We start from the raw sequence: 22,563 nt of genomic DNA, 5'->3' as shown, positions 1-22,563 counted from the left end.
CTAACGCCCCGCTCTTTACTGCGGCAAGGTGGGCAAACCGCGGCCGGCGTTCGTCAGTCCCACACGAGCAGCAGCTTGCGCCAGAAGGCATTGGACGGCATCGACTTGGAGCCGCGCGGCAGGCGGATGGCCAGATAGATCGTCAGCCATTTGCGATCTATCTCGCGGATCGAGACTTTCAAGTCTTGCAGCTCGAAAGGTCTCGAAACCCGTGTCCATCCGGAGAAGGCGAGGGCGCCGGTCGGGGCATCGCCTTTCCAGGAGAGCTTTTCCTCCGGCTTGCCCAGCGCCATGGCGAACTCGAAAGGAGACGCCTCCTCATGAGCGATCTCTACCGTTGCCACGACGCTTCTGGCAAAGGCCGGGAAGGCTGAATTGAGCGCGGCGACGACCGGGCCATGCGTGTTCGGCCGCAGGAATATGCCGCCACTGTCGCCGGCGACGAGCAGCGTCGGCAGGTCGGAGGGATGGTTGGTGACGAGCGCCGCATGCTTGAGCTCGTCATTGGTTATCCGGCGCATGCGCTGGCGCTGTTGCGGCGCGTTGAGACGCGGGTGTCTCGCGCCGTTCGAAACCGCATGGCGAACCTGGATGCTCGAAAAGCCTCCCAGCACGCGGCTGCCGGCAGTCCGTACCGCGAGCAGCAGGTCGCGCCTGGCAAACGACGGCGAGCTGACGGCCGCCTGGATCTCGCGCGCCTCGTGCGCCCGGCTGACATCCGCCCAGCCGCTCCCGCCATTGCTCTCCAGCACCTTGGCGAGGTCGCCGAAGGTCTGGTTTTCCGCGTCGACGATCGCCAGCTGGAACTGCGCGGGCTCGGTCAGGTCCTCGTCGAGATAGACCCAGCAGCTCGCGCCGATGGCGCCCGGCGGGCAGACGCCCTTCAGCAAGGCCATGGTGATGTTGCCGCCCTTGGCTTCGAGAAACAGCTGATCCGGCGATTGTTCGACATAGCTCAGCGGATTGGCATCGGCATCCGGATGTGAACCGACATGCGCCAGGCGCAGCGGCTCGACGGAAAGGTAGTGCTCGCGATAGAGCGAGGAATGCAGTTCCGGCACGGTTTCGTCGGCGGCTGCCTTGAGCATGTCGACCACGCCAAGCGTAAAGTCGGATCGCCCCGCATGGGCGAGCAGCGAAATCGCGGTGTCCGCCCGGCCTTCACGGGCCGCGATCTCGGCCAGCAGCTGCATCGCGTCCGGGGCATTGGCGGAACCCGCGCTCAGCCTCAGATACCGCTCGTCCTTGACCCGCAGTTCCAGATTCCAGAGGTTGAGGTCCTTCTCGTGGCTGGCCGTGTTCGAGCTGATGCCGAGCTGCACGAACATGTCCGTTCGCGCGAATTTGTGCTTGCGGAAGACCTCGATGATCGGCCTGCGGTTCCTCAGCCACTCGGCATTCCGGTTCATGCCTGTCGGCGCCGACCGGTACCAATAGAGCGGCTCTGGCACGGTAACGACCTCCAGGCCGGCGAGGTCGGCGCGCAGGAAGAATTCCCAATCGCTCGCGGAAAAGCCGCGCTCTTCGTTGAGATAGCCGATCTTGTCGAACACCTCGCGCCGGAACATCGCATTGGCATCGCCATAGGGATTGGTGATCAGGGCGATGTCGGTGGGGCCGCCGACCGGGAAATAGAGCATGTAGCCGCTCTTGGTATCCGGCGGCACGAAGGGCTCGTTGAGCCACTTGGCAAAGGTCGTGCATATATCGGCGCCGGAGTTCTGCATGCCGGCGACAAGCGTGCTGACGGCGTTCGGGAACAGCGCATTGTCGTCGTCCAGGAACAGGATCAGCGAGCCTTTGGCGGCGCGGATGCCGGTGTTGCGCGCCTTGCCGAGGAAGCCGTTCTTTTGCCTAATGATCCGCCAGCCGCGCTGCTCGAACTCCGGTTCGAGTTCCGCCAGCAGCCGAACCGCGTCCGGATCGGTGCTGCCGTCGTCGACAACGACCAATTCGATGTTCGGATAGTCCTGGCGGCGAACCGAGGCGATCGCCTGCGGCAACAGCGGCGCCCGGTTGTAGTGCGCGGTGATGATCGAAACCAGCGGCGGCCGGCTGCGGCGCGGGCTCGCGGTCTTGCGCGGTTCGCGGCCGAATTTCTCGTGCAGCCGGCTCCAGGCCTTGGCGCGGGCCTCGCGCCCATGCAGCGGCTTCGCCGCGACGATCGAGCGGTTTTCCAGCACCGTCGCGATTTTGGCCGCGATGGCGGAAGCGGCAGGCGCCATCAGGACGGCATCGGCCGACTTTGGCTGCAGCATGTCGCGTACGCTGCCGACATCGGTGGCGACGAACGGGATCTCCTCATCGATGCAGGCCACCACATCCATCGGCAGCTGTGCCGCCGCATGGGTGATCGCCACCAGCGCATGGCTCTGCCGCAGATACCTGAAAATGTCCGGCTCGTCGCGAATCGGCAGCAGCTTGAGCTTGAACGGCCATTGCTGCGCGCGCCGCACGATCATGCCGCCCGAATGCTCGCCAAGCACATGCCCGAAGGCGCCCACGACAGTCACCGCCAGATCGGTGATGCCGCTGTCGGCCAGACGGTCGAGCGCATCGCAAAACAGCGTCAGGCCGCCGCGCGCTTCGGTCCCCGAGAAATGAACCACTTCCGTGGTCAGCCGCTGTCGCGGCCGATAATGATCGGAGTGGAAGTTCGAACGCCATTCCTCCGGCACCAGCGGAGCGGCAACATGGCGGCTGGCCGGCAGCTTCCACCCCGCCTTGGTCATCCAGTCGAGCAGTGACTGGCCGCTGACGACGAGATGGTCGCAGGTCTCGGCCGAAATCCGTTCCATATGCGCGACGGTCATCTGCTCCTTGCGCTCGACCGCCCGACCGTTCGCCTGCAGCTTCCACATCAGCGGTTCGTGGGCGAGCACGACGATGGCGGGAGGATCGGGAAAGACGCCGGTGCGCTTGGCAACGGTCGGGAAATGCGCCAGTCCGCCTTCGAGCGCGAAATAGACGACATCGAACGCGTTCTGCTTGAGATAGTGGTAGACGGCCACGGAGTGCTTGTCGCTCGAATCGTACCCACGCAGCAATTCGGGCGATGGCGGCAACAATTCGAGCCGAACCAGGAAATTGTCGAAACACCATTTGCCGAGCCTGGCGATCTCCTGCTCGTTCGGCTGGGTGCCTGTGGGGCTCGGCACCCAGAGCAGCGTCACCGTATCGCCGGTCGCCGCCAGATGCTGCGCCAGCGCGTAGGTCGCCGACCCGGGATCGGCGGTCACCGTTGAGCCGAACTCGACCTCCGAAACGATGCATACATTGCGCGGCTTCCGGCTTGCCTGCCGCTTGCCTTTGGGCGCCGTGCCTGCCTTCGAACCAACGCTCAATCGGTCCCCCTATCGGTCCACTGTCAGCCTGCCGCCGCGCTCGAAACAGTCTTGCCAACAGTTGGATAATACTTTGATAATTGTTTTGCGGCTCACAATAGCGCTCCCACGCGTTCGCGTAACCGGATTGATGACGTTCCGATGGTTGGCCTGCAATCCCCAAAACACCTCGCGCGACTGGACGAGCGGCCGATCGACATGGCCGCTGGCGAGATCCTGTGCTTTGTCGGACTGCGCAACGAAGCGACGTTGCTGCCCAAGCTTCTCGATCACTATCGCGGCCTCGGCGTCGATCGGTTTTTCTTCCTGGACAACGGCTCCACCGACGGTACGCGCGAACTGATATTGGAGCAGGCGGACAGCCACTGCTTCCACACCGAGGGATCGCATTTCGCCGAAAACATCGATCCACCGCGGTGGATCAACACGCTGATGAACGTCTTCGGCACCGGCCATTGGTGTCTGTCGATCGACGCCGACGAACTGCTCGTCTACCCGGATTTCGAGCGGGTGGATCTGCATCGGCTTTGCGATTATCTCGACGCGACCGGCTCGGAAGCGGTGATTGGCTCCATGATCGACATGTACGCCGACGGCCCATTGGCCGAGTGCAGCTATGACGGCAAGATCCCGCTTATCGAGGCCTCACCCTATTTCGATCCGGAGCCGGGTTGGCTGCGTGCGCGTGACGGCTTGTATCCGCCGCAGCAGATGTTCGGCGGCGTGCGGGAGCGCGTCTTCTGGCACGGCCGGTTCAAGCAGACTTTTCCACCGTGCCTGAGCAAGGTTCCGATCGTGCGATGGGAGCGGGGCAGGCACTATCACGTGGCGCAGCACACGATCAGCAAGGTCCGGTTCAGCGAACTCCGCGTCGCGCTGCTGCACTTCAAATTCGTCTGGGGCTTCCGCCAGAAATCAGCGTCGTCGCTGAGCGAGAACACGCAGCTTAAGGAAAAGACGCTCGAGGAGCGCGCCGCCTACATGGAGGCGCTGGAGCGCAATCCGAAACTGTCGCTCCGGAACCATCGCTCCGTTCGCTATCACGACGCCGCGCAGCTTGTGGACCTCGGCTGGATGAAAACCTCGGATCGCTACGCCGAGTTCGTCGCAAACGCCGTCGGGCCGCGCCAAGGCACGGCCACCTGACATAGCGAACTGGAAACTGCGGCGGGACTTATCCGCCGTAGCCGCCGCCACCCTCTCCATGATCTCCGCCGTCGCCATCCGGACCGAACTGCGCCAGGCTGTTCAAAGCAAGCGCTTTGCATGCCGTCGGAGCATTCGGATAGCGATGCAGATAGTCCTCGAGCGCCTCGATCGTGCCGATCCTGAGGGCCTGCTCACATGCGAGCTCGGCCTCCTTGACCCCGACTTCGAATTGCGCCTGCGCCGCGCCCGAGAAAGCGACGCTTACACCAAGAATACTAAGCCCACCCAACAGTAGCGATTGGATCTTACGCATAACTAACCCCTTTCACCACGCACCATATTGAATTTATTGTTTTGTTAGCATTTTGTCAACCATAACTGCGGGTGTGCCGTGCCCCATCCTGGCGCAAGGTTAACGTCCGAATCCGCCGCGAAGGCGCTAGTCGCTGAACAATACAAGCTGCCGAAAGAAGGCATTGGTCGGCGAACCATTCGGCCTTCCCGCGAAACGAACCGCAAGCGCGATCGAGAGCGGCATTTTGCGCCGCGCGCGAAGCGCCGCCACCAGCGAGTGGCGCACGAATTTTTCCTCGACGGTCGTCCAGCCTGAGAAGGCAAAGGTCTGGGAGGCGATATCCCCCTGCCAGTCTATGGTTTGATCGGGGCGGGCAAGCGCAAGCGCGAAGTCCAATGCCGACGCGTCGGCATGCGCGATCTCGACCGTTGCCTCCACCCTTCGAAAGAAGGGCGGAAAATGGAGATCAAGCGAGGCCGCGACGACGCCGTCCGCGTGCGGGCGCAGGAACACGCCGCCACCATCCGGCGCGACAAGCAACAGTGGCAGGGCCGAGGCGCGTGGCGTCAGCAACCTGGCGCTCCGCAGCACTTCGTAGGCGAGGGTGGTTGAACCGCCGCCGTCGCGCGGACGACCGGGGGCATCAACGGCCATGGTGGCAGGCCGTCCAAGCAGGCCGGCCACGGTCTCGGGACGGCCGATCGAGCCGGCAATGCCCGCCAGTTTCTTCAGGGCCACATCGCTGTTCGGCTCGAGATCGCAGAGCTCCAGATAGTCTCGATAGGCGGGTGTGTACCTCAGGTTTTCGCGCGCGCTTTCCAGTTCGGATCGCGTCGTGTTCTGGGCGATGGCGAGCTGGTAGAGCGGCCCGGCGCCATCGAACTGGCCGGAGCCAAATGTCTCCAGGACAGGGCGGCGATTATCGTACCAGTTCGATGTCCGGAACATGCTATCCGGTTTCGAGCGGTACCAGTAGAGCGGCTTCGGGATCGGCCTGATCTTCAGCCCGGCAAGCGAGGCTCGCGCAAAGAATTCCCAGTCGTGCACGGCGTAGCCAGGCTCTTCGACCAGGAATCCGATCCGCGAGAAGACCGACCGGCGCACCATCGCATTGGCGTCGCCATAGACGTTGTGGATCAGGCCGAGCGCGTCGGGGCCGCCGAGCGGCAGATACTGGATCAGCCCGTCGGCCCGCTTCTCCGGCACGACGTCCTCGTAGAAAATCAGCTGGAACGCCGTGCAGATGTCCGCGCCCGTTGCTGCCATGGCGCGCACGAAATGGTCCACCGCCTCCGGGAACAATGCGTTGTCGTCGTCCGCGAACAGGATCAACTCGCCCTTGGCGGCGCGAACGCCGGCGTTTCGCGCCGCGCCGAGATGCCGGTGCGGCCGGCGCAGGATCTTCCATCCGCGCCGGCGGAAGTCCGGTTCCAGCGCATCCAGCAATCGCCTGGCCCCGTCCTGGTCGCTGCCATCGTCGACCAGCACCAGCTCGAGATCCCGGTAAGTCTGCGCTTCGATCGCCGCGATCGCCTGTTTCAGATAGAGCGGCCGATTGCGATGGGCCATGACGATCGAAACCAGCGGCGATGGGCCGGCGCCCCTGCGGGTCCGCTTGCGCGGCGCTTCGCGCGTATCCAACCAGGCCTGGCGATTTTGGCGCACGATCCGCTGGGGGCGTGGCGGGCTGTCGAGCGCGGCCGAAATCGCCCGCGCCAGCGCGGCGGGATCGGGATCGACCAGCCCGGGCTGACCGGCCTCGGCGATCCAGGCCTCGGCGTTCGCGCCAACATTGGTCGCAACGACCGGCAACCCCGCCGCGATGCAGGCAGCGACGACCCCGCCGGTCGATGCCGCCCGCGCGGGAACGACAGCGAGCCCCCCGGTCCGCGCGGCGTGGTCGAGCCTTGCGTTCAGGTCGGCGTCCGGCAAAAGGTTGAGCTTGAACGGCCATCGCTCGGCGCGCCGCAGAAGCAGTCCGCCGCTATGCTCGCCCATGATCCTTCCGAACGGGCCGAACGCGGTGACCGTAAGGCCTTCGGGCGCGGTCGGCGCGAGGGTGTCCAGCGCATCGCAGAGCAGCGTCAGGCCATCGCGAACCCGCCACCCGGCGAGGACGACGAGTTCGCTCGCGCTTTTCCTGGCAATCGGCGTGCGTGCGCCGGCCGCGTCGCGCGGATCGCGCAGCAGCGGCGCCACTGTCGCCTTCCTGACCTTCCAGCCCCGCGACAACATCCATTTTCGCAGGGCGGCCGACGCACAGACCGTGCTGTCGGCCATCTCGGCGCAGTATTTTTCCATATGGGCGACGGCAATCGCCTCGGTACTGTCCATGAACGCCTTGTCGGCTTCATCGGCCCACTCGCTGGGGGCATGGGCGACGGCCACGATGGGCGGTGCGGCGAACGCCGCCGTCTCGGCCGCGAGCAAGGTGAAGTAGGGCAATCCGCCCTCGAGCGGCGCATAGACCAGGTCATGGCCGGACCGCTCCAGGTAGTGCAGCAGGGCGGCCGACCGGCTCTCGGGCGTCGCCAGCCAAGGAAGCAGCTGATCCGATCGGTCGAGGACCTGCAGCCGGATGGAGGCCGCCTCCAACTCGCCGCGGTGTGTCGCCACCACCTCGGAAGACGGCGCGTCCGGGCCCGGCACCCAAACCAGGGTGACGTCGTCGCCGTCTCCGGCGAAGAGCCTGGCCAGCTCGGGCATGGCAGCATCGTCCTCGCCGCGACGGCCGATCACGCTCGTCACGACGCAGACGCGGCGAGGCTTGCCTTCCGGCTCCACCGGCCCCAGCTCCTTGCCACCAACGACCATCGAAATTCCCTGTTCGGTCCCGCCGACAGCGCCCTTCGCGACGCGGTCCACCCGCCATTATGCCCGCGTCAGGTTTACTTTTCGGTGATCATGCTTTTGCGCCATCGGTAAACCAACTCGTCAAGCAGGTGCTAAAATGACTGTGCAAACAATCGACTGTTACAACTTTAGCGACCCGGCATAAGCAATCTTTACGGCTCCTGGCTAGTCATGACGGCATATCAGGAGGCGCAAATGAAAACGACAATGAAGTTTCTCGGTGCGCTCGTCGTAATGGGCGCAACGGTCTCGGCGAGCTCCGCCGACCAACTTTTGCGGCCGCGCATCAACCTCGGCAGTGCCAACGTCAAGACGATCAGCGGCGACCGCGGCGGCTATGTGATCGACTATGCTATCCGTGCGCTGAAGATGCGCCGCAGCGGCACCTTCGTGCGTTTCAACGGTGCGTGCGACTCGGCCTGCACGCTCTATCTGTCGATGCCCAAGAGCAAGGTGTGCGTCACGCAGCGCGCGTCTTTCGGCTTCCACCTGCCCTATGGCGCAGGGGCGCGGGGCAACCAGGTCGCCGCCAATTTCATGATGAAGAACTATCCGGGCTGGGTTCGCGGCTGGATCGCCAAGCGCGGCGGACTGAAGGGTTCGATCGCGACCATGACATATGCGGATGCCAGCCGCTTTCTGCCGACATGTCCTTCCGAGCAGCGCGGCACGACCATTGCCAGCTTCGGCCCGACGCGCCTGCGTGGCGGCTGATCCTGCGAACCAGTACTGAAAGGCATTGACGGGTGGCGGGCGCAGGCCCGCCACAGCCGATTCATGCCCGCGGCTGCCCGCATTTGATCCAAGAAGTCATTGGTGTATTTTCGAAGCCGTCTTATTCGTCACGGGCCTGGTGCGAATGCAGTCTTGCCAAAAGTTCGTGCTTCTCGCCTCGCAAAGGACAGGATCGCAAGCGCTCAACCGCCATCTCAACCAGTATGAGGGGATGGTGATGCATGGCGAGATCTTCAACGCGGGCTTTGTCGGCTTGCGCAGCGACTACCACGAGAAGCTGAGCCTGCCGCGTGAAGGCGTCGAGATGCGCGACGCCGACCCAGAACAATTCATAGCGCGGATTTTCGACGACCCGGCGGCCCGCTTTGTCGGCTTCCACATATTCCCCGAACAGACGCGCCCCGCCATTCTTCCGGTTCTGGAAGACCAGAGCGTCAAGAAACTCTGGCTCGTCAGGAACCCGGTCGCGTCGTACGTTTCATTGCTCGAGGCGGAGGCGTCCGGAGTCTGGGCGGTTCATGCCTCGGATCCGCTGCCCGCCGGCGACTACCGGAAAAAGGTGCGTTTCGACATCGACCGCTTCAATGCCTATCTCCACGAACTGAACCTGTTTCGGGCCAAGATCAAATCCGTACTGTTCGAAACCGGGCAGCCCTATTTCCCGATCCACTACAGCGACATCGCCGATCCGCTGGTCGGCAACGCGATCATAGCCTATCTCGGCGGCTCTCAGCGCCTCGACCGTTTCGAGACCGACATCCTGAAGCCGCCATCGCGCCCGTTCGCCGAGCGCATCGAGAATTACTGGGAATTCACCGCCTACTTCAGGGCCATTTCCACGGAAGCCCTCTACGCTTTCGGGTGAGGTCAACGCGTCCGGTTAACCAGTTCACGACAAGTTTGGTTAACGAATACTTGATTTTGTTGACTCTTTTTTAGCTCGGACCGATTCTGTCATGGGGGTTTGAAGGCTTTCGGCCGTGGCTGGGCCGAAGCGCAAACTGGCGGCGGATAGTCCTATGAGTGTTTTCGCGATTGCCGGCGTCATTGGCGGCACGGGCTGGGCGAGCCGTTCCGGCACGCCGGGCAGGGCATTGCCGTGAGCGGCCGTATGGTGTCGAACGAGCCGCCAGCGTCGTCGCGGGACACGCGCTTCCGGCGCATGAGCCTGCAGATCATTTGCACAGGCTTGTTGTCGTGGCTGCTTCTGGGCGTCTACCGGGGCGTCATCGTCGATCCGCAAACGACGCTTGGCGGCCTTGTCGCGTCCATGCCCAAGGGACTGGCATCGAGCTACTACGACCTGATCGTCATGGCGTCCCTGACCGTGACGGCCTTGATCCTTCTTTTTCCGGTCAAGGCCAGCCGGCTTGGCTGCGCTGTTGTCGGCTTCATTTTCTACCTCGCCGTCCTGGTGTCGCTGGGCTGGGGCTTTGCCAACATAAATCTCGTCAAGATGCTGGGCGAACCGTTCACCTTCCAATGGCTGGTCTATGGCGACTTCCTGCAGAATGCCGACGCCCGGAACGCCATGGGCGACGCGCTCAACACCAGGGACGTCGCCATCGTGTCGTTGTCCATCCTTCTGGTGCTTGTCCTAGGCTACGCGGCGGCCAGACTGTGGCTGCGGCTCGGTGTCGTCGGTCACAGGGTCCTTCTGGCCACGCTCGTGCTGGGCGTCGCCGGCGCCTTGGCCGGCACGGCCTATCACGTGCATGCGGAAGCGCTGCCAGCGGCGAAGATCGACAATCCGATCGTGCATTTCGTCGAATCGGCCCTGCTCAGTCCGACGCCGGTGGTCCTGACGATGAACGCCAGCGCCAATGACCCCGACACCGCCAGCGTCGCGGAGCGGCCGCCGGAAACCTCGAGCTTCAAGGCGCCAGTACCGAACCCGATCAAGAACGTGCTGATTTTCATGATGGAGTCGGTGCCATCCAAATATATCGAGACCTTTGGCGGTAAATACCCCGTCACGCCAAACATAAAAAGCTATGCGGCGGATTCCGTGCGCTTTGACAACATCTATGCGCATGCCCCTTCCACGCACTACTCGCTATTTTCTCTGTTTACCTCGATGTACAACGACATCTCATACTACGGCATGACGATGCAGCACCCGTATCTGCCGCTGGACTCGATCTCCAACATCCTTTCCGCGCACAGCTTTCGCACCGGCTTCTTCTGGAGCGCGGATTCCCGGTTCCAGCGCGTCGACGAATTCCTGCTCAACAAGGGGCTTGATACGATCCAGGATTATCGCGGGCAGAAATGCGCCACTCCCACCTTCAAGCTCAGTTCCGAGCAGTGGAAGAATATGGATTACAACAGTGATCTGTGCACGGCGCAGTCGACCATCGACTGGATGAACAAGGACGAGGGCAATCCTTTCTTCGCCATCATGTTCACGGCGATGACCCATTATCCCTACATCACCGACAGCCCGATGTTCTCGAAGATGGCGCCGTCCTCCCACACCGGGCTGGTCCACTACTCGGACGACGAAAAATTCAATGCCTACCTCAATGCCCTCAAGGTCGGCGATACGGCGCTTGGCGAAATCCTCGAGTCGCTGAAGCAGTCGGGCAAGCTCGATTCAACGTTGGTCGTGATCCTTGGCGATCATGGCGAGGCGTTCGGCGAGCATGACGACTATGTCCATGCCAGCGCGATCTATGAGGAGAACGTCCACATCCCGCTGATCATGATCAACAAGCATCTCTTCCACGATCAGGTCGTACATTCCGTCGGCGGCATCGTCGACATCGCCCCGACCATCCTCGACATACTCGGTCTTCCGCTGCCCAAGCAGTGGCAGGGGCGCAGCCTGTTCAGCGAGCAGCGGCCGAACAAGACCTTCTTCTTCAATCCCTGGGCTGGCTTCCTGTTCGGCTACCGCGAGGACGACCGCAAGGTCGTCTTCAACGCGACCACCGGCAAGGTCGAGCAGTACGACCTCAAGGCCGATCCCGACGAGCGGACAAATCTCTTCAACGACGCCAGCGATCGCAACGCGCTGCTGCAGCCAATCGCCGGATGGGTGCAGTCGCAGCGGCGGCGCGTCGCCGATCTGGTCGCTGCCGAGGCCAAAGACACTGCGCGCTGCACCGTCACCAACCTGGAGATCGACGCCACCGGCACGGAGTTCGAAGGACCGCCGCGCCTGGATGTCCTGGTGGATGGCAAGCCCGTCGCCCAGATCAACGTTTCGGGCGTGCAAAGCAAGGCCATAACGCCCGACCAGATCGGCGCCGAGCTGCAGGCGGCGTCGGCCGATGCGAAGCCATTCTTCGTCGACCTCAGCGCCGTGGCCAGTCCGCATTTGATCGAGCTTCGCTTTGCCAATGATCTGTGGGCCGGGCAGGGCAAGCCAGGCGATCGCAACCTGTTCATCAAGAGCATTAAGGTGAACGGCCAGCTGGTCCCAAACAGCAGGCTGCATATCGACAACCGGGCCACCGGCTACACCGATGGCAGCGGCACCAGCATGTACAACAACGGCTCGCTATGGGTCGGCGGTCCCTTCGTCGACGGATGCGTGTAGGAGCGAGGATCTGCGTACCGCGTTGACGCGCCGCCTTCCGAGGGCGGGCAGCAAAGCCAATAGGTGGCATTTTAACAATATCTGGCGCAATGGCGAAAGACGGTGCTCACCACGCCGCTTGCCCGAATTTTAATCAGCGTCGACTAATATGGAAGGGCAGTGGAAAAGAGCGGCTGGCGTTCAAGCCGCCGCTCGCGACACTGATCCTTCGCCGGGGGGCGCGAGCCGAGGGCGAGAGGCTGGCGCAGGCCTTGCGCCTTACCTCTTGCCCTCCGGCCGCCATTCCTGCCGGTACCAGTCGACGAATTTCCGCAGGCCTTCCTCGATCCGCACCTTCGGCCTGAAACCGAAATCCCGCTCCAGCGCGCTGGTGTCGGCATAGGTTTTTTCGACCTCGCCGGGCTGCAGGGGCAGGTTGTCGCGTATCGCCTTGACGCCGAGCAGGCTCTCCAGCGTGTCGATGAAGCGGCCGAGATGCACCGGCTGGCTGTTGCCGATGTTGTAGAGCCTGTGCCGCGGGCCGTCGGACGCGGGCGGCTTGTCGAGGACGGCGACGACGCCCTCGACAATGTCGTCGATATAGGTGAAGTCACGCCACATCTCGCCATGGTTGAAGACGCGGATCGGCTTGCCGGCGAGCATCGCCTCGGTGAAGATCCAGCTCGCCATGTCTGGCCGGCCCCACGGGCCATAGACGGTGAAGAAGCGCAGGCCCGTCTGCGGCAGGCCGAACAGATGCGCGTAGGTCGAGCTCATCAGCTCGTCCGCCTTCTTCGTCGCCGCGTAAATCGACACCGGGTCGTCGACGCGGTCGCTCTCGGCGAACGGCACTTTCGTGTTGCCGCCATAGACCGAGCTCGACGAGGCATAGACCAGATGCTCGAGCCCGGAGGAGGCCCGGCAGAGCTCCAGGATTTCGAGCTGCCCGGCGATGTTGGCGTGGATATAGGCGCGCGGATTTTCGAGCGAATAGCGCACGCCCGCCTGCGCCGCCAGATGCACGATGCCGCGCACCGGCCGCTTGCCCAGCGCTGCCGCCAGGGCGGCGCAAGTTCCATGGAAGTCCGGTCAAATCATGACGCCGGGCGACGCCAGCCGTCACTTTCCTGTTCATCCGGCCGCGGCCGCGCAACATAGGCCGACGCCCCGTTCGCCTCGTGATAGACGCGCGCCAGCATTTCCGCCAGCACGCCGGACGTCACCATCTGCACTCCGGCGATGAGCAGGAAGAAGCCGGCGAACAGCATCGGGCGCGTGCCGATGTCCTGGCCGAGGAACAGTTTCACGCAGAAGAGATAGGCAAGCACCAGCGAACCCAGCGCGCCGAGCACGATGCCGATGCCGCCGAAGAAATGTCCGGGCCGGGTGCGGTAACGCATGAAGAAGTACATGAACACCAGGTCGAGCACGACCCTGAAGGTGCGCGAGATGCCGTATTTGGACTGGCCGTAGATGCGCGCATGATGCGTCACCACTTCCTGCGCGATGCGCCGCGGCGTCGTCACCGTCGCCAGCCAGGCCGGGATGAAGCGGTGCATTTCGCCATAGAGCCGGACGCTGCGGATGACGCTGCCGCGGAAGACCTTCAGGCTGCAGCCATAATCCTTCAGCCGCACGCCGGTGACGCGCCCGATCAGCCTGTTGGCGATGCGCGAGGGCAGCCGGCGCATCCAAAAGCCCTCCTGGCGGTCCTTGCGCCAGCCGGCCACGAGATCGAGGTCCTCGGTCAGCAGGCGATAGACCATGCGCGGTATGTCGAAAGGATCGTTCTGCAGGTCGCCGTCGAGGGTGGCGATGACGTCGCCGCGCGCGGCATCGAGCCCTGCCTGCATGGCAGCGGTCTGCTTGTAGTTGCGCACCAGCTCGACCGCATGCACATGCGCCCCGTAATGCGCCGCCAGGCGGCGGATTTCGTTTGCCGTCGCGTCGGTGCTGCCGTCATCGACGAGCACGACCTCCCAGGGCTGGCTATAGTGCTCCATCGCCTGGTGAATGCGCGCCAGCAGCGGCTCGACATTCTCGGCCTCGTTGTACATGGGCACGACGATCGACAGCATATGTTCCGGCATGACCGCGCCGTCGGGCAAACCTGACGCAGGGATGGGCAGCAGGCTCATAGCGAGGGCTTCCTTGCAGGTTCCGCCGCCGGGCTTTCCGGCAGCGTCGATTTGGAGGGGAACAGCCAGGCGATCGCGCCGGTGGCGATCGCCGAGCCGAAGATGAACAGGTGCAGCGCCAGCGCCGCCTGCAGGCCGCTCTTCATGGCGATGCCGGAGGTGAGCAGCGCCGCCGCCGCGCCCGCCTCATAGGTGCCGAAGCCGGCAACGCCCTGCACCGGCAAGATGGCGGCGCCCTCGGCGCCGACCACGCCCGGAAAGGCGGTCGTGAAGGATGTCCCCAGCATCAGCGCCAGCAGCCAGGCCTGAACGGAAAGCTTCAGCGCCCAGTTGGCGACCGTCCACCACCAGCCATAGCGCGAGCGTCCGGTCGCTTCGGTGAAGATGTCGCGAATGCGGCCGAGCTTGGCCACCAGCCGGCCCCGCCCGTCCCAGTCATGCGGCGCGCGCGCCCAGCGCGGCAGGTACCAGGCGGCGGCGATCAGCGCCGCGATCCCCGCGGCTCTCAGCGCTGGGTGCAACCCTGGCCAGACCAGGCAAGCGAGGATGCCGACGACGAAGGCGTCCTGCAGCCTGAACCACAAAAGCGAGGCGCTGGCGCGCATGATCGAGATGCCGAAGACCTGGCGCAAAAGCAGCGGAAAGGCGGTCTCGCCGCCGCGGAAGGGCACGACGTTGATCATCGCATTGTGGATCAGGATGACGCGCAGGCAGGCGCCGAAACGACCATGCACCTCGTCGCGGAATTCGTCGCAGACGCGCAGCGCCCGCAGCCCATAGGTAACGAACAGAGTAAGGGCGACAGCCACGAAGGTGGCTGGCGTGACGCGGTCGAAGGCATCGCCCACCATCTTCCAGCGCGCGTCGCTGGCAAGCCAGGCCAGCAGCGCCAGGGTAACGACTATCGAGATTGCTCGTTTCAACCAATTCTCCGCAGGCTTTCGCCGCCGCGTTCCGGTGGGCTCATCGGGAAGATCCGAGATGCCCGGCATCGGGTTCCTTGCCGATTGTCCGCGGCCCCTAAGCCCAAAGGTCGCGGCTCCTTGTGGTGGCGGCTGCTCCTATAGACCAGCAGCCTGTTCGAATCCACAAGCTTGGTCCCGCCCGTCGAGACGGTGTCGTGGATCCGTGGGCAACAGCGATTGACACCGCTCCTTGCCTCGCGGTTAATAGCAGGCGGGGGCGGCAACCGCGATGCCTTTGGGGCGAAGGCTTGCGTGTGCGTGTTGGCGCCGGATGGGGGAGGCGAACACCGACATGCGACCGTCTATCATGCCGACAATTCAACGAGCCGGAAGGGGCCGGCCGCTTGCGCGGCACGCCTTGCTGATCGCCCTCGTCGCCTGCAGCGAAATGGCGCTTGCCGGCGTTGCGCACACGGCCGCCGCGAAGGATCGAGCGCCTACCCAGACCGCCACCGTTCCGACGGCGTTCGAGATGCAGCTGTTCTACGCGGACCGCACGTGGAACTGGCAGGATGGAGCCGCCTATTTCGCGCAGGACAGGCGTTTGCGTGCCTGGACCGCCGGACCGGATTCGACCTCCATCGCCGAAGGCAGATGGCTGCTGACCAGCAACGGCAAGATGTGCATGGAGCTCGTCTGGCGGTCCACGGCCTATGCCGCGACGCCGATCCGCACCTGCTTCAGCCATCGCATCCAGGACGGCAACGTCGAGCAGCGCAAGGATCCGGACGGCGGCTGGTACAGCTTCAAGCACGCTTCGGACGATGCTTCCGGGGAGCACCGGAAGTTCCAGGAAGGCGACGCCAAGAACATAGAGTTCGAAACGGCCCGCAAGCTGGTGGATCCCAAGGGCTAAGCAATTGCAGGAAACGCGTGAGGCGGTTTTCCGTCCGGAATTGCGACAAAACAAGAGATAGAGCGGTTCTCCGTTTCGGTGGAAACCGTGACCGTCAGGCACTGGTCGGCCCACCGCAGCAATCAGCAAAAAGAAGAGGCCCGCTGAGCGAGTTTTCAACCCAACTCAGCGAGCCCACGCCCCGACACATTACTCACAGGGACGACTGCCAGCCTTGTGGGCTGGTGTTTACCGGTGCCCGCGCAGCAGTGCGCGGCGCTGTCACGGGATCCGGAGCGGAAATTGCGGGCGCCGGCATTGCCGGGCCGAGACCGAAGAAGGGCGCGGCCGTCCTGACGATGGTGTCGATGTCGGACAGTTCCGCCACGAAGCCCAGTTGCTCGCGCGCCAGGCTCGGATCGGCATAGAGCTCGGCCGGATCGCCGGGACGCCGCGGCCGGTAGACGACCGGAACCGGTCGCGCCGTCATCCGGGCGACCGTTTCCAGGATCTCCCTGATGGAAACGCCGCGGCCGGTGCCGAGATTGACCGACAGGCTGTCGCCGCCCGCTTCCAGATGAATGAGCGCCTTCAGGTGGGCACGGGCAAGATCGCTGACGTGGATATAGTCGCGCACGCAGGTGCCGTCCGCCGTGTCGTAGTCGGTGCCGAAGACCTCGATCGCATCGATCATGCCGGACGCAGCCATCAGCACCCTGGGCAGGAGATGGGTTTCGGGGGTGTGCCATTCACCGAGCTCGCCGTCCGGGTCGGCGCCGCAGGCGTTGAAATAGCGCAGGATCGCGTACTTCATGCCATAGGCCGAGGCATAGTCGCGGATGATCTCTTCGCCCATCAGCTTGGTGCGGCCATAGGGGCTGATCGGGCGCTGCGGCGAGGTCTCGCTGACCGGCAGCGACGCCGGCACGCCGTAGGTCGCGCAGCTCGAGGAAAAGATGATGTTGTCGATGCCGTTTGCCCGCGCCGCGTCGAGCACCGCGATCGTTCCCGCCACGTTGGTCGAATAATAGTCGGCCGGTTCGCTGACCGACTCCCCGACATAGGCCAGCGCTGCGAAATGGATGATCGCCTGCGGCCGGCGGGTCGTGATCGCCCGCTCGAGCGTCCGACGATCGCGGACGTCGCCGACGATCAAAGGACCCCAGGCTACGGACCCCTCATTGCCGCGGCTCAGATTGTCGTACGCCACCGGCAGGTAGCCCGCCTCCGACAGGAGTTTGCAGGTGTGGCTGCCGATGTATCCGGCCCCACCTGTCACCAGGATCGGGCGGCGTTTCATGACGTGACAGCCTCCTTGACGGGCCGGCGACTGCCGAGCAAGGCGTCGAAATACTGCGTGGTATGGGCGAGCCCTTCTCTCAGGCTGATCTTCGGCTCCCAGTCGAGATGCTGCCTGGCGAAGGAGATGTCCGGCTTGCGTTGCTTGGGGTCGTCGACCGGCAGCGGCCGGTGCACGATCCGCGAGCGCGAATTCGTATAGTCGATGACCAGCTCTGCCAGTTCCATGATGGTGAATTCGACGGGGTTGCCGAGATTGACCGGATGGGCGGGCGAAGTTGGGGCGTTCATCAGCCGGATGAAGCCTTCGATGAGGTCGTCGACGTAGCAGAACGAGCGCGTCTGCATGCCGCTGCCGTAGACGGTTATGTCTTCGCCGCGCAGCGCCTGGACGATGAAGTTCGACACCACCCGCCCGTCATCGGGCTGCATGCGGCGGCCATAGGTGTTGAAGATGCGCGCGACGCGCACGTCGATACCGTATGTCCTCGAATAGTCGAAGAACAGCGTCTCGGCCGAGCGCTTGCCCTCGTCATAGCAGGAGCGCGGGCCATGCGTGTTGACGTTGCCGAAATAGCTTTCGGGCTGCGGGTGCACCAGCGGGTCGCCATAGATCTCCGACGTCGAAGCCTGGAAGATCTTGGCATTGTGCCGCCGGGCGAGTTCCAGAAGGTTGATGGAGCCCAGCACGCTCGTCTTGAATGTATGGATCGGATCGGCCTGATAGTGCGGCGGAGAGGCGGGGCAGGCGAGGTTGTATATCTCGTCGACGGCGAGATCCATCGGCAAGGCGTCGACGATGTCGTGCTTGATGCAGGTGAAGAACGGATCGCGATGCATGCCGTTGAGGTTGTAGCGCTTTCCGGTGTGGAAGTTGTCGAGGACGACGACTTCGTATCCGTCATGCAGCAGCCTCTCGCACAGATGCGAACCCAGGAACCCGGCGCCGCCAGCGACCAGCGCCCGGCCGCGATCGGTATTGGCACCCTTGCGACCACCCCTTGGGTCGAGCTTCACGACCTTCATCACCCTGCTCATGACTCCCCCTTACGCAGCACGCGCACCACCACCCCGGCCAAGCAAGAGCGTTGCTCGACCAAGTCCCGAAACAGTAGCGACCCTCAGCGTAAGCCGAGGCGCCATCACCCATGATGTGCGTAAAAACGTCTGAGTTTGCGGGAGCAGTGCCGTACGGCTTATTGGTTGCCGCTCAGCCCGCTATGCCCCGTGAATCGCGATCACGCGTCTGGTTGCCACCATCGCCGATCTTGCTCGCCCAAATTGCACACCCAACGCATATAAAAATATACCTATGGCGATTGTAGTCAACTAAATTAGCGATCCGTTAACCTCATACATTGGTGATTGGTTAATCATGCACCTTACGAATCGGGCTGCCTGCCGGTCCGGAATGGTGGGCGAAATCGGCTGCGGCCCCCGGCGAGGCAGGCTCTCTGGGAGCCTCGCAAAGCTTGTTGGCGAAGGGGCCAGCGGACTTGAAGGTGTCGACTTATCGAACCGGCAAATGCAGCGGGTGTCTGTCTTTCCGTGCGCTGCGGATGTGCTTTGCTCAATCTTGGGAAATACAGGTTTTCTTGACCAGGCTCCGTTCTATGTCGGTAAAGAGTTGGCGCGATTTCTGTCAGCACTCGCCCGGATCGCAAACAGGCGCGACGGCGCCGGACGGCGACTGCCGCATATCTCGCCGGGCAGGCGGGCGTGCCCGTCATCCGGGCGCCGCGGCCCGGTTTCAACCGGAACGGCGTGAGGTCTGCCACTCTGGGATGCATTGAACGGCCGGGCTTGATCCGGCGACCGAAGGGCGCAGCATGCCGCGCCGCGCGAGTTGGAGGAAGAGCGCGGTAGCCATCGGCGGCAGCAAGCAAGGCCCGCCGATGACGGGCCTTGTCGATCAACCAGATCCTTGCTGCCGGCGGGCTGCCCGCCGCCCCATTCCTCTCCTATTCGCCGCCCATTTCCTTCTTGAACTGCTCGAAATCGACCTGCATGCCGTTGAAGATGGTGCTCCAGTGGCGGGTTAGCGCAGCCATCGCCACAGCCTCCTGGATCTCCTCGTCGGTGGCGCCGGCGCGCTTGGCGTCCTGCGTGTCCGACCATATACAGTAGTTGCACGGGATCTGGGCGGCGACCGCCAGCGAGATCAGCGACTTGACCTTGGGCGGCAGCGCCGTCTTGTCGCTGAGCTCGATGGCCTTGACCTCGGCCCAGGCGCCGGGCAGACCGGCCTTCGGGAACTGCTTCACGAAGCTTGGCACGCCGCCCATGGTCGACTGGATGTCCTTGATGGTGGCGTCGTAGTCGTCGGCCTGGGCGGGCGCCGAGGCCAGGGTCAGGGTCAGCGCGCAAGCGGTAGCCAGCATGGATGCGGAGGCAAGGCGAAGGGAGGACTGTGTGATCGAAAGCGTGCGACGGGCCGACATGTTTTTCTCCTCTGGTGTTTGTTAGCCTTACGATGTAAGGTAGGGCAGAAAATGAACCTTACAGTGTAAGCTGTCAAGCGACGCCATGGACTCATCGATCAAAAAAAAGCGAGCGCGCGGCCGGCTGTCCCGCGAGATGATCGAGGACGCCGCCTTCGAGGTGATCGAACGGGAGGGCCTTTCCGGCTTTTCGATGCGAAAACTCGCCGCGGCGCTCGGCTGCGAGGCGATGAGCATCTATCATCACTATCCTTCGCAGGCGCATCTCTATGAGGCGCTGGTCGACCGGCAGATGAACGCGCTGGTGATCCCCGGCGACGGCCTGCCCTGGCGCGAACGGGTCCGCATCGGCATGCAGGAGTTCCGCCGCGTCGCGACCGAGCATCCGGCCTTCGCGCCGTTCATCGTCGTCTACCGCATGAACTCGCCGCCATGTCTGGCCAAGCTGAACAGCATCATCGGCCTGTTCGAGGCGGGCGGCTTCGGGCCCGAGCTCAGCGCCCGGCTGTTCCGTGCCGCTGGCTATTACCTGATGGGGGCGATCCTCGACGAGACCGCCGGCTATGCCAAGGGCCCGTCGGCCGTCACCACCGTCAGCAGCGAGGAGATGGCGCGGGATTTTCCCAGCGTCGTGGCGGCCGGGGCCTATTTCGGCACCACCGGTTTCGACAAGACCTTCGATCTCGGCCTGGAGATGCTGCTGGACGAGATGGAGCGGATTCGCGATGGTGCCCGGGCCGCGACCGCAAAAGCTGGAAGCGATCGCGGCCACAGCAATTAGCTAGCCAAGGCCCTCGATGCGCTTTCTCTTCGTTCTTGTTCTCCTCGCCGGCGTCGCCATCGGCGTCCTCTATCCCTGGGCGATGAGCAATTTCTCCGGCCACGAGATCGGCACCTGGCGGGTCTACGAGCAAGGCCGCTTCCGGCCGGTGACGATCCCGCTTGCCGCGCGCGACGCGCCGCTGCGGGTGCTGGTGGATCTCACCGCTCGGGCCGAACGCATCGTCTCGCAGCAGCGCACCGTGCTAACGCTCACCGCCGCCACGGGCGGTCGCACCGAACTCGCCTCGACGCTCCAGTTCAACCACTCCGACAATCCGCGCCAGGCAAGCCCGCAACTGCCGGACAAGATCTTCCGCGACGAGGCGGGCGTGATCCAGACGGTCAGCGCCGGCCCCTATCTCTTCACCGTCGGTCCGGGCGATGCCGAGGACATCCCGATCCGCGCGGTGGATCTCGTGCTGCGCGCCGAGGCCGGCGCGATCGACGGGCGGGCGCGGCCGGCCGGCTATGCGCTGATGGCAGCCGGTCTGATCGGACTGGTGCTTTCCTTCGCGTTCGGCGGTCGCGGCGGCCGGCCGCCGAACCCGAACTCGCAGCCTCCACCACCGCGCTGGGGCCGCGGCGGCTCGTCGAATTGAGCCCGGCATGAACTACCGCCACGCCTACCACGCCGGCAATTTCGCCGATGTCGTCAAGCATGCCGTGCTGACGCGGCTGCTCGACTATCTGAAGCAGAAGGACAAGGCGTTTCGCGTCATCGACACCCATGCCGGCATCGGCCGCTACGACCTGTCGTCGGTTGAAGCGCAGAAGACCGGCGAATGGCTGGGCGGCATCGGCCGGCTGGTCGGCGCGGATCTGGATACCAGGGTCGCCGCCCTGCTGGCGCCCTACCTCGAGGCCGTTCGCGCCGTGAACCCCGAAGGCGGGGTGAAGAACTATCCCGGCTCGCCTCTGATCGCCAGGCACCTGCTGCGCAAGCAGGACCGGCTGACGGCGATCGAACTGCATCCGCAGGACGCGGAGCGGCTCAAAGCAGTCTTCGCCGGCGATTTCCAGACCAGGGTGATCGAACTCGACGGCTGGCTGGCGCTCGGCGCGCATCTGCCGCCGAAGGAGAAACGCGGCCTGGTGCTCGTCGATCCGCCTTTCGAGGAGGAGGGGGAGTTCGCCCGCCTCGTCGACGGGCTGTCGAAGGCGCACAGGCGCTGGCCGGGCGGCATCTACGCGCTCTGGTATCCGATCAAGGACCGCAAGGCGGTCGCTGCCTTCAGGGCGGCGCTGAGGAATGCCGGCATCCCCAAGCTGCTCGACATCGGCTTCGAGATCCGGCCGGCATCAGCCGAGCCCAGCCTCGACGGCACCGGCATGGTGGTGGTCAACCCGCCCTTCACGCTGGAAGGCGAGTTGCGCCTGATGCTGCCGGCCCTGCACAAGGCGATGGCGCTCGCGCAGCCGTCGCGCTGGACGGTTGACTGGCTGGCGGGCGAGTAGCCCGCCCACTTCAGGCCGGGGCGCTAGCCAAGCGGGAAAGTGTCGCCGGCTTCGGCCGCGCGGTGCCTTGTGAGGATTGACGATCGACCGTCGATGCCGCTGGCCATGCCTTGGAAACCATTGCCAGCGCAACCGCTTGACCGTTGAGCGGCGAATCCGCACAGTGCGCGCAATCGACCTTGAGAGGCTGCCATGACTCGCTTCGCTCGTTCCGCTCTTGCCGCCCTGATTTCGCTCTGCACGCCGCTGGCCACGTCGCTCGGCTTCACCCAGGCGGCGCATGCCGCCGACCTCGCCGTCTATTCCGAGGAGGACGGCGGCATCTGCGGCGAGGCCTGGGTGCTGAACAAGATCACCAACCGCTTCGCCTATCAGGTGCGCCACGTGCCGCATCTGCCCGATGTCGCAATCACCGATTTCAGCCGCATCCACCAGCACCGCTACCTGCCGGCCAGCGAGGAATGGCCGATCGGCCGCCGCTATTGCGGCGCCACGGTCAGCCTGTCCGACGGTCGCGCCCGCACCATCTGGTACCTGATCGAGGAAGGCCAGGGCTTTGCCTCGATCGGCGACAATGTCGAATTCTGCGTTTCGGGCTTCGACCGCTGGATGGTCTATAACGGCCGCTGCCGCGTGCTGCGCTGAGCCAGGCGCAAGCGCGGTTGTCGTAGCGAAGATTCCGGCTTTGCCGGCTTTCGCCGCGTGGCAA

Annotated in this window: 17 protein-coding genes and 1 pseudogene; 9 read left to right on the top strand and 9 right to left on the bottom strand. The window is 64.1% G+C overall.

The genetic code is table 11. The features are described 5' to 3' along the window. Nucleotides 1-53: 53 nt before the first annotated feature. Nucleotides 54-3,344, bottom strand: a complete 3,291-nt coding sequence (locus tag EN857_RS04700; RefSeq protein ID WP_128346258.1) for a DUF6212 domain-containing protein — start codon at nucleotides 3,342-3,344, stop codon at nucleotides 54-56. Between the two features lie 141 nt (nucleotides 3,345-3,485). On the opposite strand from EN857_RS04700, the gene EN857_RS04695 reads away from it, so the two are divergent. Continuing rightward, nucleotides 3,486-4,490 (top strand): glycosyltransferase family 2 protein, encoded by a 1,005-nt coding sequence (locus EN857_RS04695; RefSeq protein ID WP_127393851.1) that lies wholly within the window; start codon nucleotides 3,486-3,488, stop codon nucleotides 4,488-4,490. Between the two features lie 28 nt (nucleotides 4,491-4,518). On the opposite strand, the gene EN857_RS04690 is transcribed toward EN857_RS04695, so the two are convergent. Both EN857_RS04690 and EN857_RS04685 read right to left on the bottom strand, forming a co-directional pair. Continuing rightward, nucleotides 4,519-4,806, bottom strand: a complete 288-nt coding sequence (locus EN857_RS04690; RefSeq protein ID WP_127283581.1) for a hypothetical protein — start codon at nucleotides 4,804-4,806, stop codon at nucleotides 4,519-4,521. 126 nt (nucleotides 4,807-4,932) lie between these two features. Beyond that, the gene (locus EN857_RS04685; protein ID WP_187331189.1) at nucleotides 4,933-7,602 is read right to left on the bottom strand and encodes a DUF6212 domain-containing protein; all 2,670 of its coding nucleotides are present in this window, start codon (nucleotides 7,600-7,602) and stop codon (nucleotides 4,933-4,935) included. A 234-nt stretch (nucleotides 7,603-7,836) separates the two neighbouring features. On the opposite strand from EN857_RS04685, the gene EN857_RS04680 reads away from it, so the two are divergent. From EN857_RS04680 to EN857_RS04670, 3 genes are all read left to right on the top strand, one after another. Further along, the gene (locus tag EN857_RS04680; RefSeq protein ID WP_245493338.1) at nucleotides 7,837-8,355 is read left to right on the top strand and encodes a hypothetical protein; all 519 of its coding nucleotides are present in this window, start codon (nucleotides 7,837-7,839) and stop codon (nucleotides 8,353-8,355) included. Nucleotides 8,356-8,500: 145 nt separating this feature from the next. Then, nucleotides 8,501-9,241, top strand: coding sequence for a hypothetical protein (locus EN857_RS04675; RefSeq protein ID WP_135858043.1), 741 nt, complete (start codon nucleotides 8,501-8,503; stop codon nucleotides 9,239-9,241). 234 nt (nucleotides 9,242-9,475) lie between these two features. After that, nucleotides 9,476-11,920, top strand: coding sequence for a sulfatase-like hydrolase/transferase (locus tag EN857_RS04670; protein ID WP_127392830.1), 2,445 nt, complete (start codon nucleotides 9,476-9,478; stop codon nucleotides 11,918-11,920). 258 nt (nucleotides 11,921-12,178) lie between these two features. Here EN857_RS04670 and EN857_RS04665 read toward each other — a convergent pair. From EN857_RS04665 to EN857_RS04655, 3 genes and pseudogenes are all read right to left on the bottom strand, one after another. Then, nucleotides 12,179-12,961 (bottom strand): annotated as a pseudogene (locus tag EN857_RS04665) (NAD-dependent epimerase/dehydratase family protein); the annotation flags it as partial. 32 nt (nucleotides 12,962-12,993) lie between these two features. Continuing rightward, nucleotides 12,994-14,037 carry a glycosyltransferase family 2 protein gene (locus EN857_RS04660; protein WP_127283587.1) on the bottom strand — a complete coding sequence of 348 codons (1,044 nt, stop codon included), beginning with the start codon at nucleotides 14,035-14,037 and terminating at the stop codon, nucleotides 12,994-12,996. Continuing rightward, nucleotides 14,034-14,960: a lysylphosphatidylglycerol synthase domain-containing protein gene (locus EN857_RS04655; RefSeq protein WP_127283588.1), complete on the bottom strand. Its 927-nt coding sequence runs from the start codon at nucleotides 14,958-14,960 to the stop codon at nucleotides 14,034-14,036. Before EN857_RS04655 ends, EN857_RS04660 begins: the two co-directional genes overlap by 4 nt. Before the next feature lie 400 nt (nucleotides 14,961-15,360). Here EN857_RS04655 and EN857_RS04650 point away from each other — a divergent pair, with 400 nt between their 5' ends. Continuing rightward, nucleotides 15,361-15,858: a DUF995 domain-containing protein gene (locus tag EN857_RS04650; protein WP_245478163.1), complete on the top strand. Its 498-nt coding sequence runs from the start codon at nucleotides 15,361-15,363 to the stop codon at nucleotides 15,856-15,858. A gap of 193 nt (nucleotides 15,859-16,051) precedes the next feature. Here EN857_RS04650 and galE read toward each other — a convergent pair whose 3' ends face one another. The 3 genes from galE to EN857_RS04635 form a co-directional block, all read right to left on the bottom strand. Next, a complete protein-coding gene (galE, locus tag EN857_RS04645) occupies nucleotides 16,052-17,137 on the bottom strand; it encodes a UDP-glucose 4-epimerase GalE (RefSeq protein ID WP_127283589.1) in 1,086 nt (361 codons plus the stop codon). After that, nucleotides 17,134-18,162, bottom strand: coding sequence for a UDP-glucuronic acid decarboxylase family protein (locus EN857_RS04640; RefSeq protein ID WP_245478165.1), 1,029 nt, complete (start codon nucleotides 18,160-18,162; stop codon nucleotides 17,134-17,136). The genes galE and EN857_RS04640 overlap by 4 nt, the downstream gene beginning before the upstream one ends. A 935-nt stretch (nucleotides 18,163-19,097) precedes the next feature. Continuing rightward, nucleotides 19,098-19,577 (bottom strand): carboxymuconolactone decarboxylase family protein, encoded by a 480-nt coding sequence (locus EN857_RS04635; RefSeq protein ID WP_187331187.1) that lies wholly within the window; start codon nucleotides 19,575-19,577, stop codon nucleotides 19,098-19,100. 85 nt (nucleotides 19,578-19,662) lie between these two features. Here EN857_RS04635 and EN857_RS04630 point away from each other — a divergent pair, with 85 nt between their 5' ends. The 4 genes from EN857_RS04630 to EN857_RS04615 all read left to right on the top strand — a co-directional run bounded on the left by EN857_RS04630 (nucleotide 19,663) and on the right by EN857_RS04615 (nucleotide 22,499). Further along, nucleotides 19,663-20,358: a TetR/AcrR family transcriptional regulator gene (locus EN857_RS04630; RefSeq protein WP_127283591.1), complete on the top strand. Its 696-nt coding sequence runs from the start codon at nucleotides 19,663-19,665 to the stop codon at nucleotides 20,356-20,358. A 16-nt stretch (nucleotides 20,359-20,374) separates the two neighbouring features. Next, complete coding sequence (locus tag EN857_RS04625) at nucleotides 20,375-20,998, top strand: hypothetical protein (RefSeq protein WP_127392425.1); 624 nt, start codon at nucleotides 20,375-20,377, stop codon at nucleotides 20,996-20,998. Between the two features lie 7 nt (nucleotides 20,999-21,005). Continuing rightward, nucleotides 21,006-21,854 carry a 23S rRNA (adenine(2030)-N(6))-methyltransferase RlmJ gene (locus EN857_RS04620; protein WP_127392424.1) on the top strand — a complete coding sequence of 283 codons (849 nt, stop codon included), beginning with the start codon at nucleotides 21,006-21,008 and terminating at the stop codon, nucleotides 21,852-21,854. 192 nt (nucleotides 21,855-22,046) lie between these two features. Continuing rightward, a complete protein-coding gene (locus EN857_RS04615) occupies nucleotides 22,047-22,499 on the top strand; it encodes a hypothetical protein (RefSeq protein ID WP_127392423.1) in 453 nt (150 codons plus the stop codon). Nucleotides 22,500-22,563 lie beyond the last annotated feature (64 nt).

The organism is Mesorhizobium sp. M4B.F.Ca.ET.214.01.1.1, assembly GCF_004791545.1.
Taxonomy (GTDB): domain Bacteria; phylum Pseudomonadota; class Alphaproteobacteria; order Rhizobiales; family Rhizobiaceae; genus Mesorhizobium; species Mesorhizobium abyssinicae.
This window is presented reverse-complemented; position numbering and strand designations above follow the sequence as displayed.

Coding starts and splice junctions, on each gene's coding strand:
- EN857_RS04695 (WP_127393851.1), top strand. CDS start 3,486: ATGGTTGGCCTGCAATCCCCAAAACACCTCGCGCGACTGGACGAGCGG.
- EN857_RS04690 (WP_127283581.1), bottom strand. CDS start 4,806: ATGCGTAAGATCCAATCGCTACTGTTGGGTGGGCTTAGTATTCTTGGT.
- EN857_RS04685 (WP_187331189.1), bottom strand. CDS start 7,602: ATGGTCGTTGGTGGCAAGGAGCTGGGGCCGGTGGAGCCGGAAGGCAAG.
- EN857_RS04680 (WP_245493338.1), top strand. CDS start 7,837: ATGAAAACGACAATGAAGTTTCTCGGTGCGCTCGTCGTAATGGGCGCA.
- EN857_RS04675 (WP_135858043.1), top strand. CDS start 8,501: ATGCAGTCTTGCCAAAAGTTCGTGCTTCTCGCCTCGCAAAGGACAGGA.
- EN857_RS04660 (WP_127283587.1), bottom strand. CDS start 14,037: ATGAGCCTGCTGCCCATCCCTGCGTCAGGTTTGCCCGACGGCGCGGTC.
- galE (WP_127283589.1), bottom strand. CDS start 17,137: ATGAAACGCCGCCCGATCCTGGTGACAGGTGGGGCCGGATACATCGGC.
- EN857_RS04640 (WP_245478165.1), bottom strand. CDS start 18,162: ATGAAGGTCGTGAAGCTCGACCCAAGGGGTGGTCGCAAGGGTGCCAAT.
- EN857_RS04635 (WP_187331187.1), bottom strand. CDS start 19,577: ATGTCGGCCCGTCGCACGCTTTCGATCACACAGTCCTCCCTTCGCCTT.
- EN857_RS04630 (WP_127283591.1), top strand. CDS start 19,663: ATGGACTCATCGATCAAAAAAAAGCGAGCGCGCGGCCGGCTGTCCCGC.
- EN857_RS04625 (WP_127392425.1), top strand. CDS start 20,375: ATGCGCTTTCTCTTCGTTCTTGTTCTCCTCGCCGGCGTCGCCATCGGC.
- EN857_RS04620 (WP_127392424.1), top strand. CDS start 21,006: ATGAACTACCGCCACGCCTACCACGCCGGCAATTTCGCCGATGTCGTC.
- EN857_RS04615 (WP_127392423.1), top strand. CDS start 22,047: ATGACTCGCTTCGCTCGTTCCGCTCTTGCCGCCCTGATTTCGCTCTGC.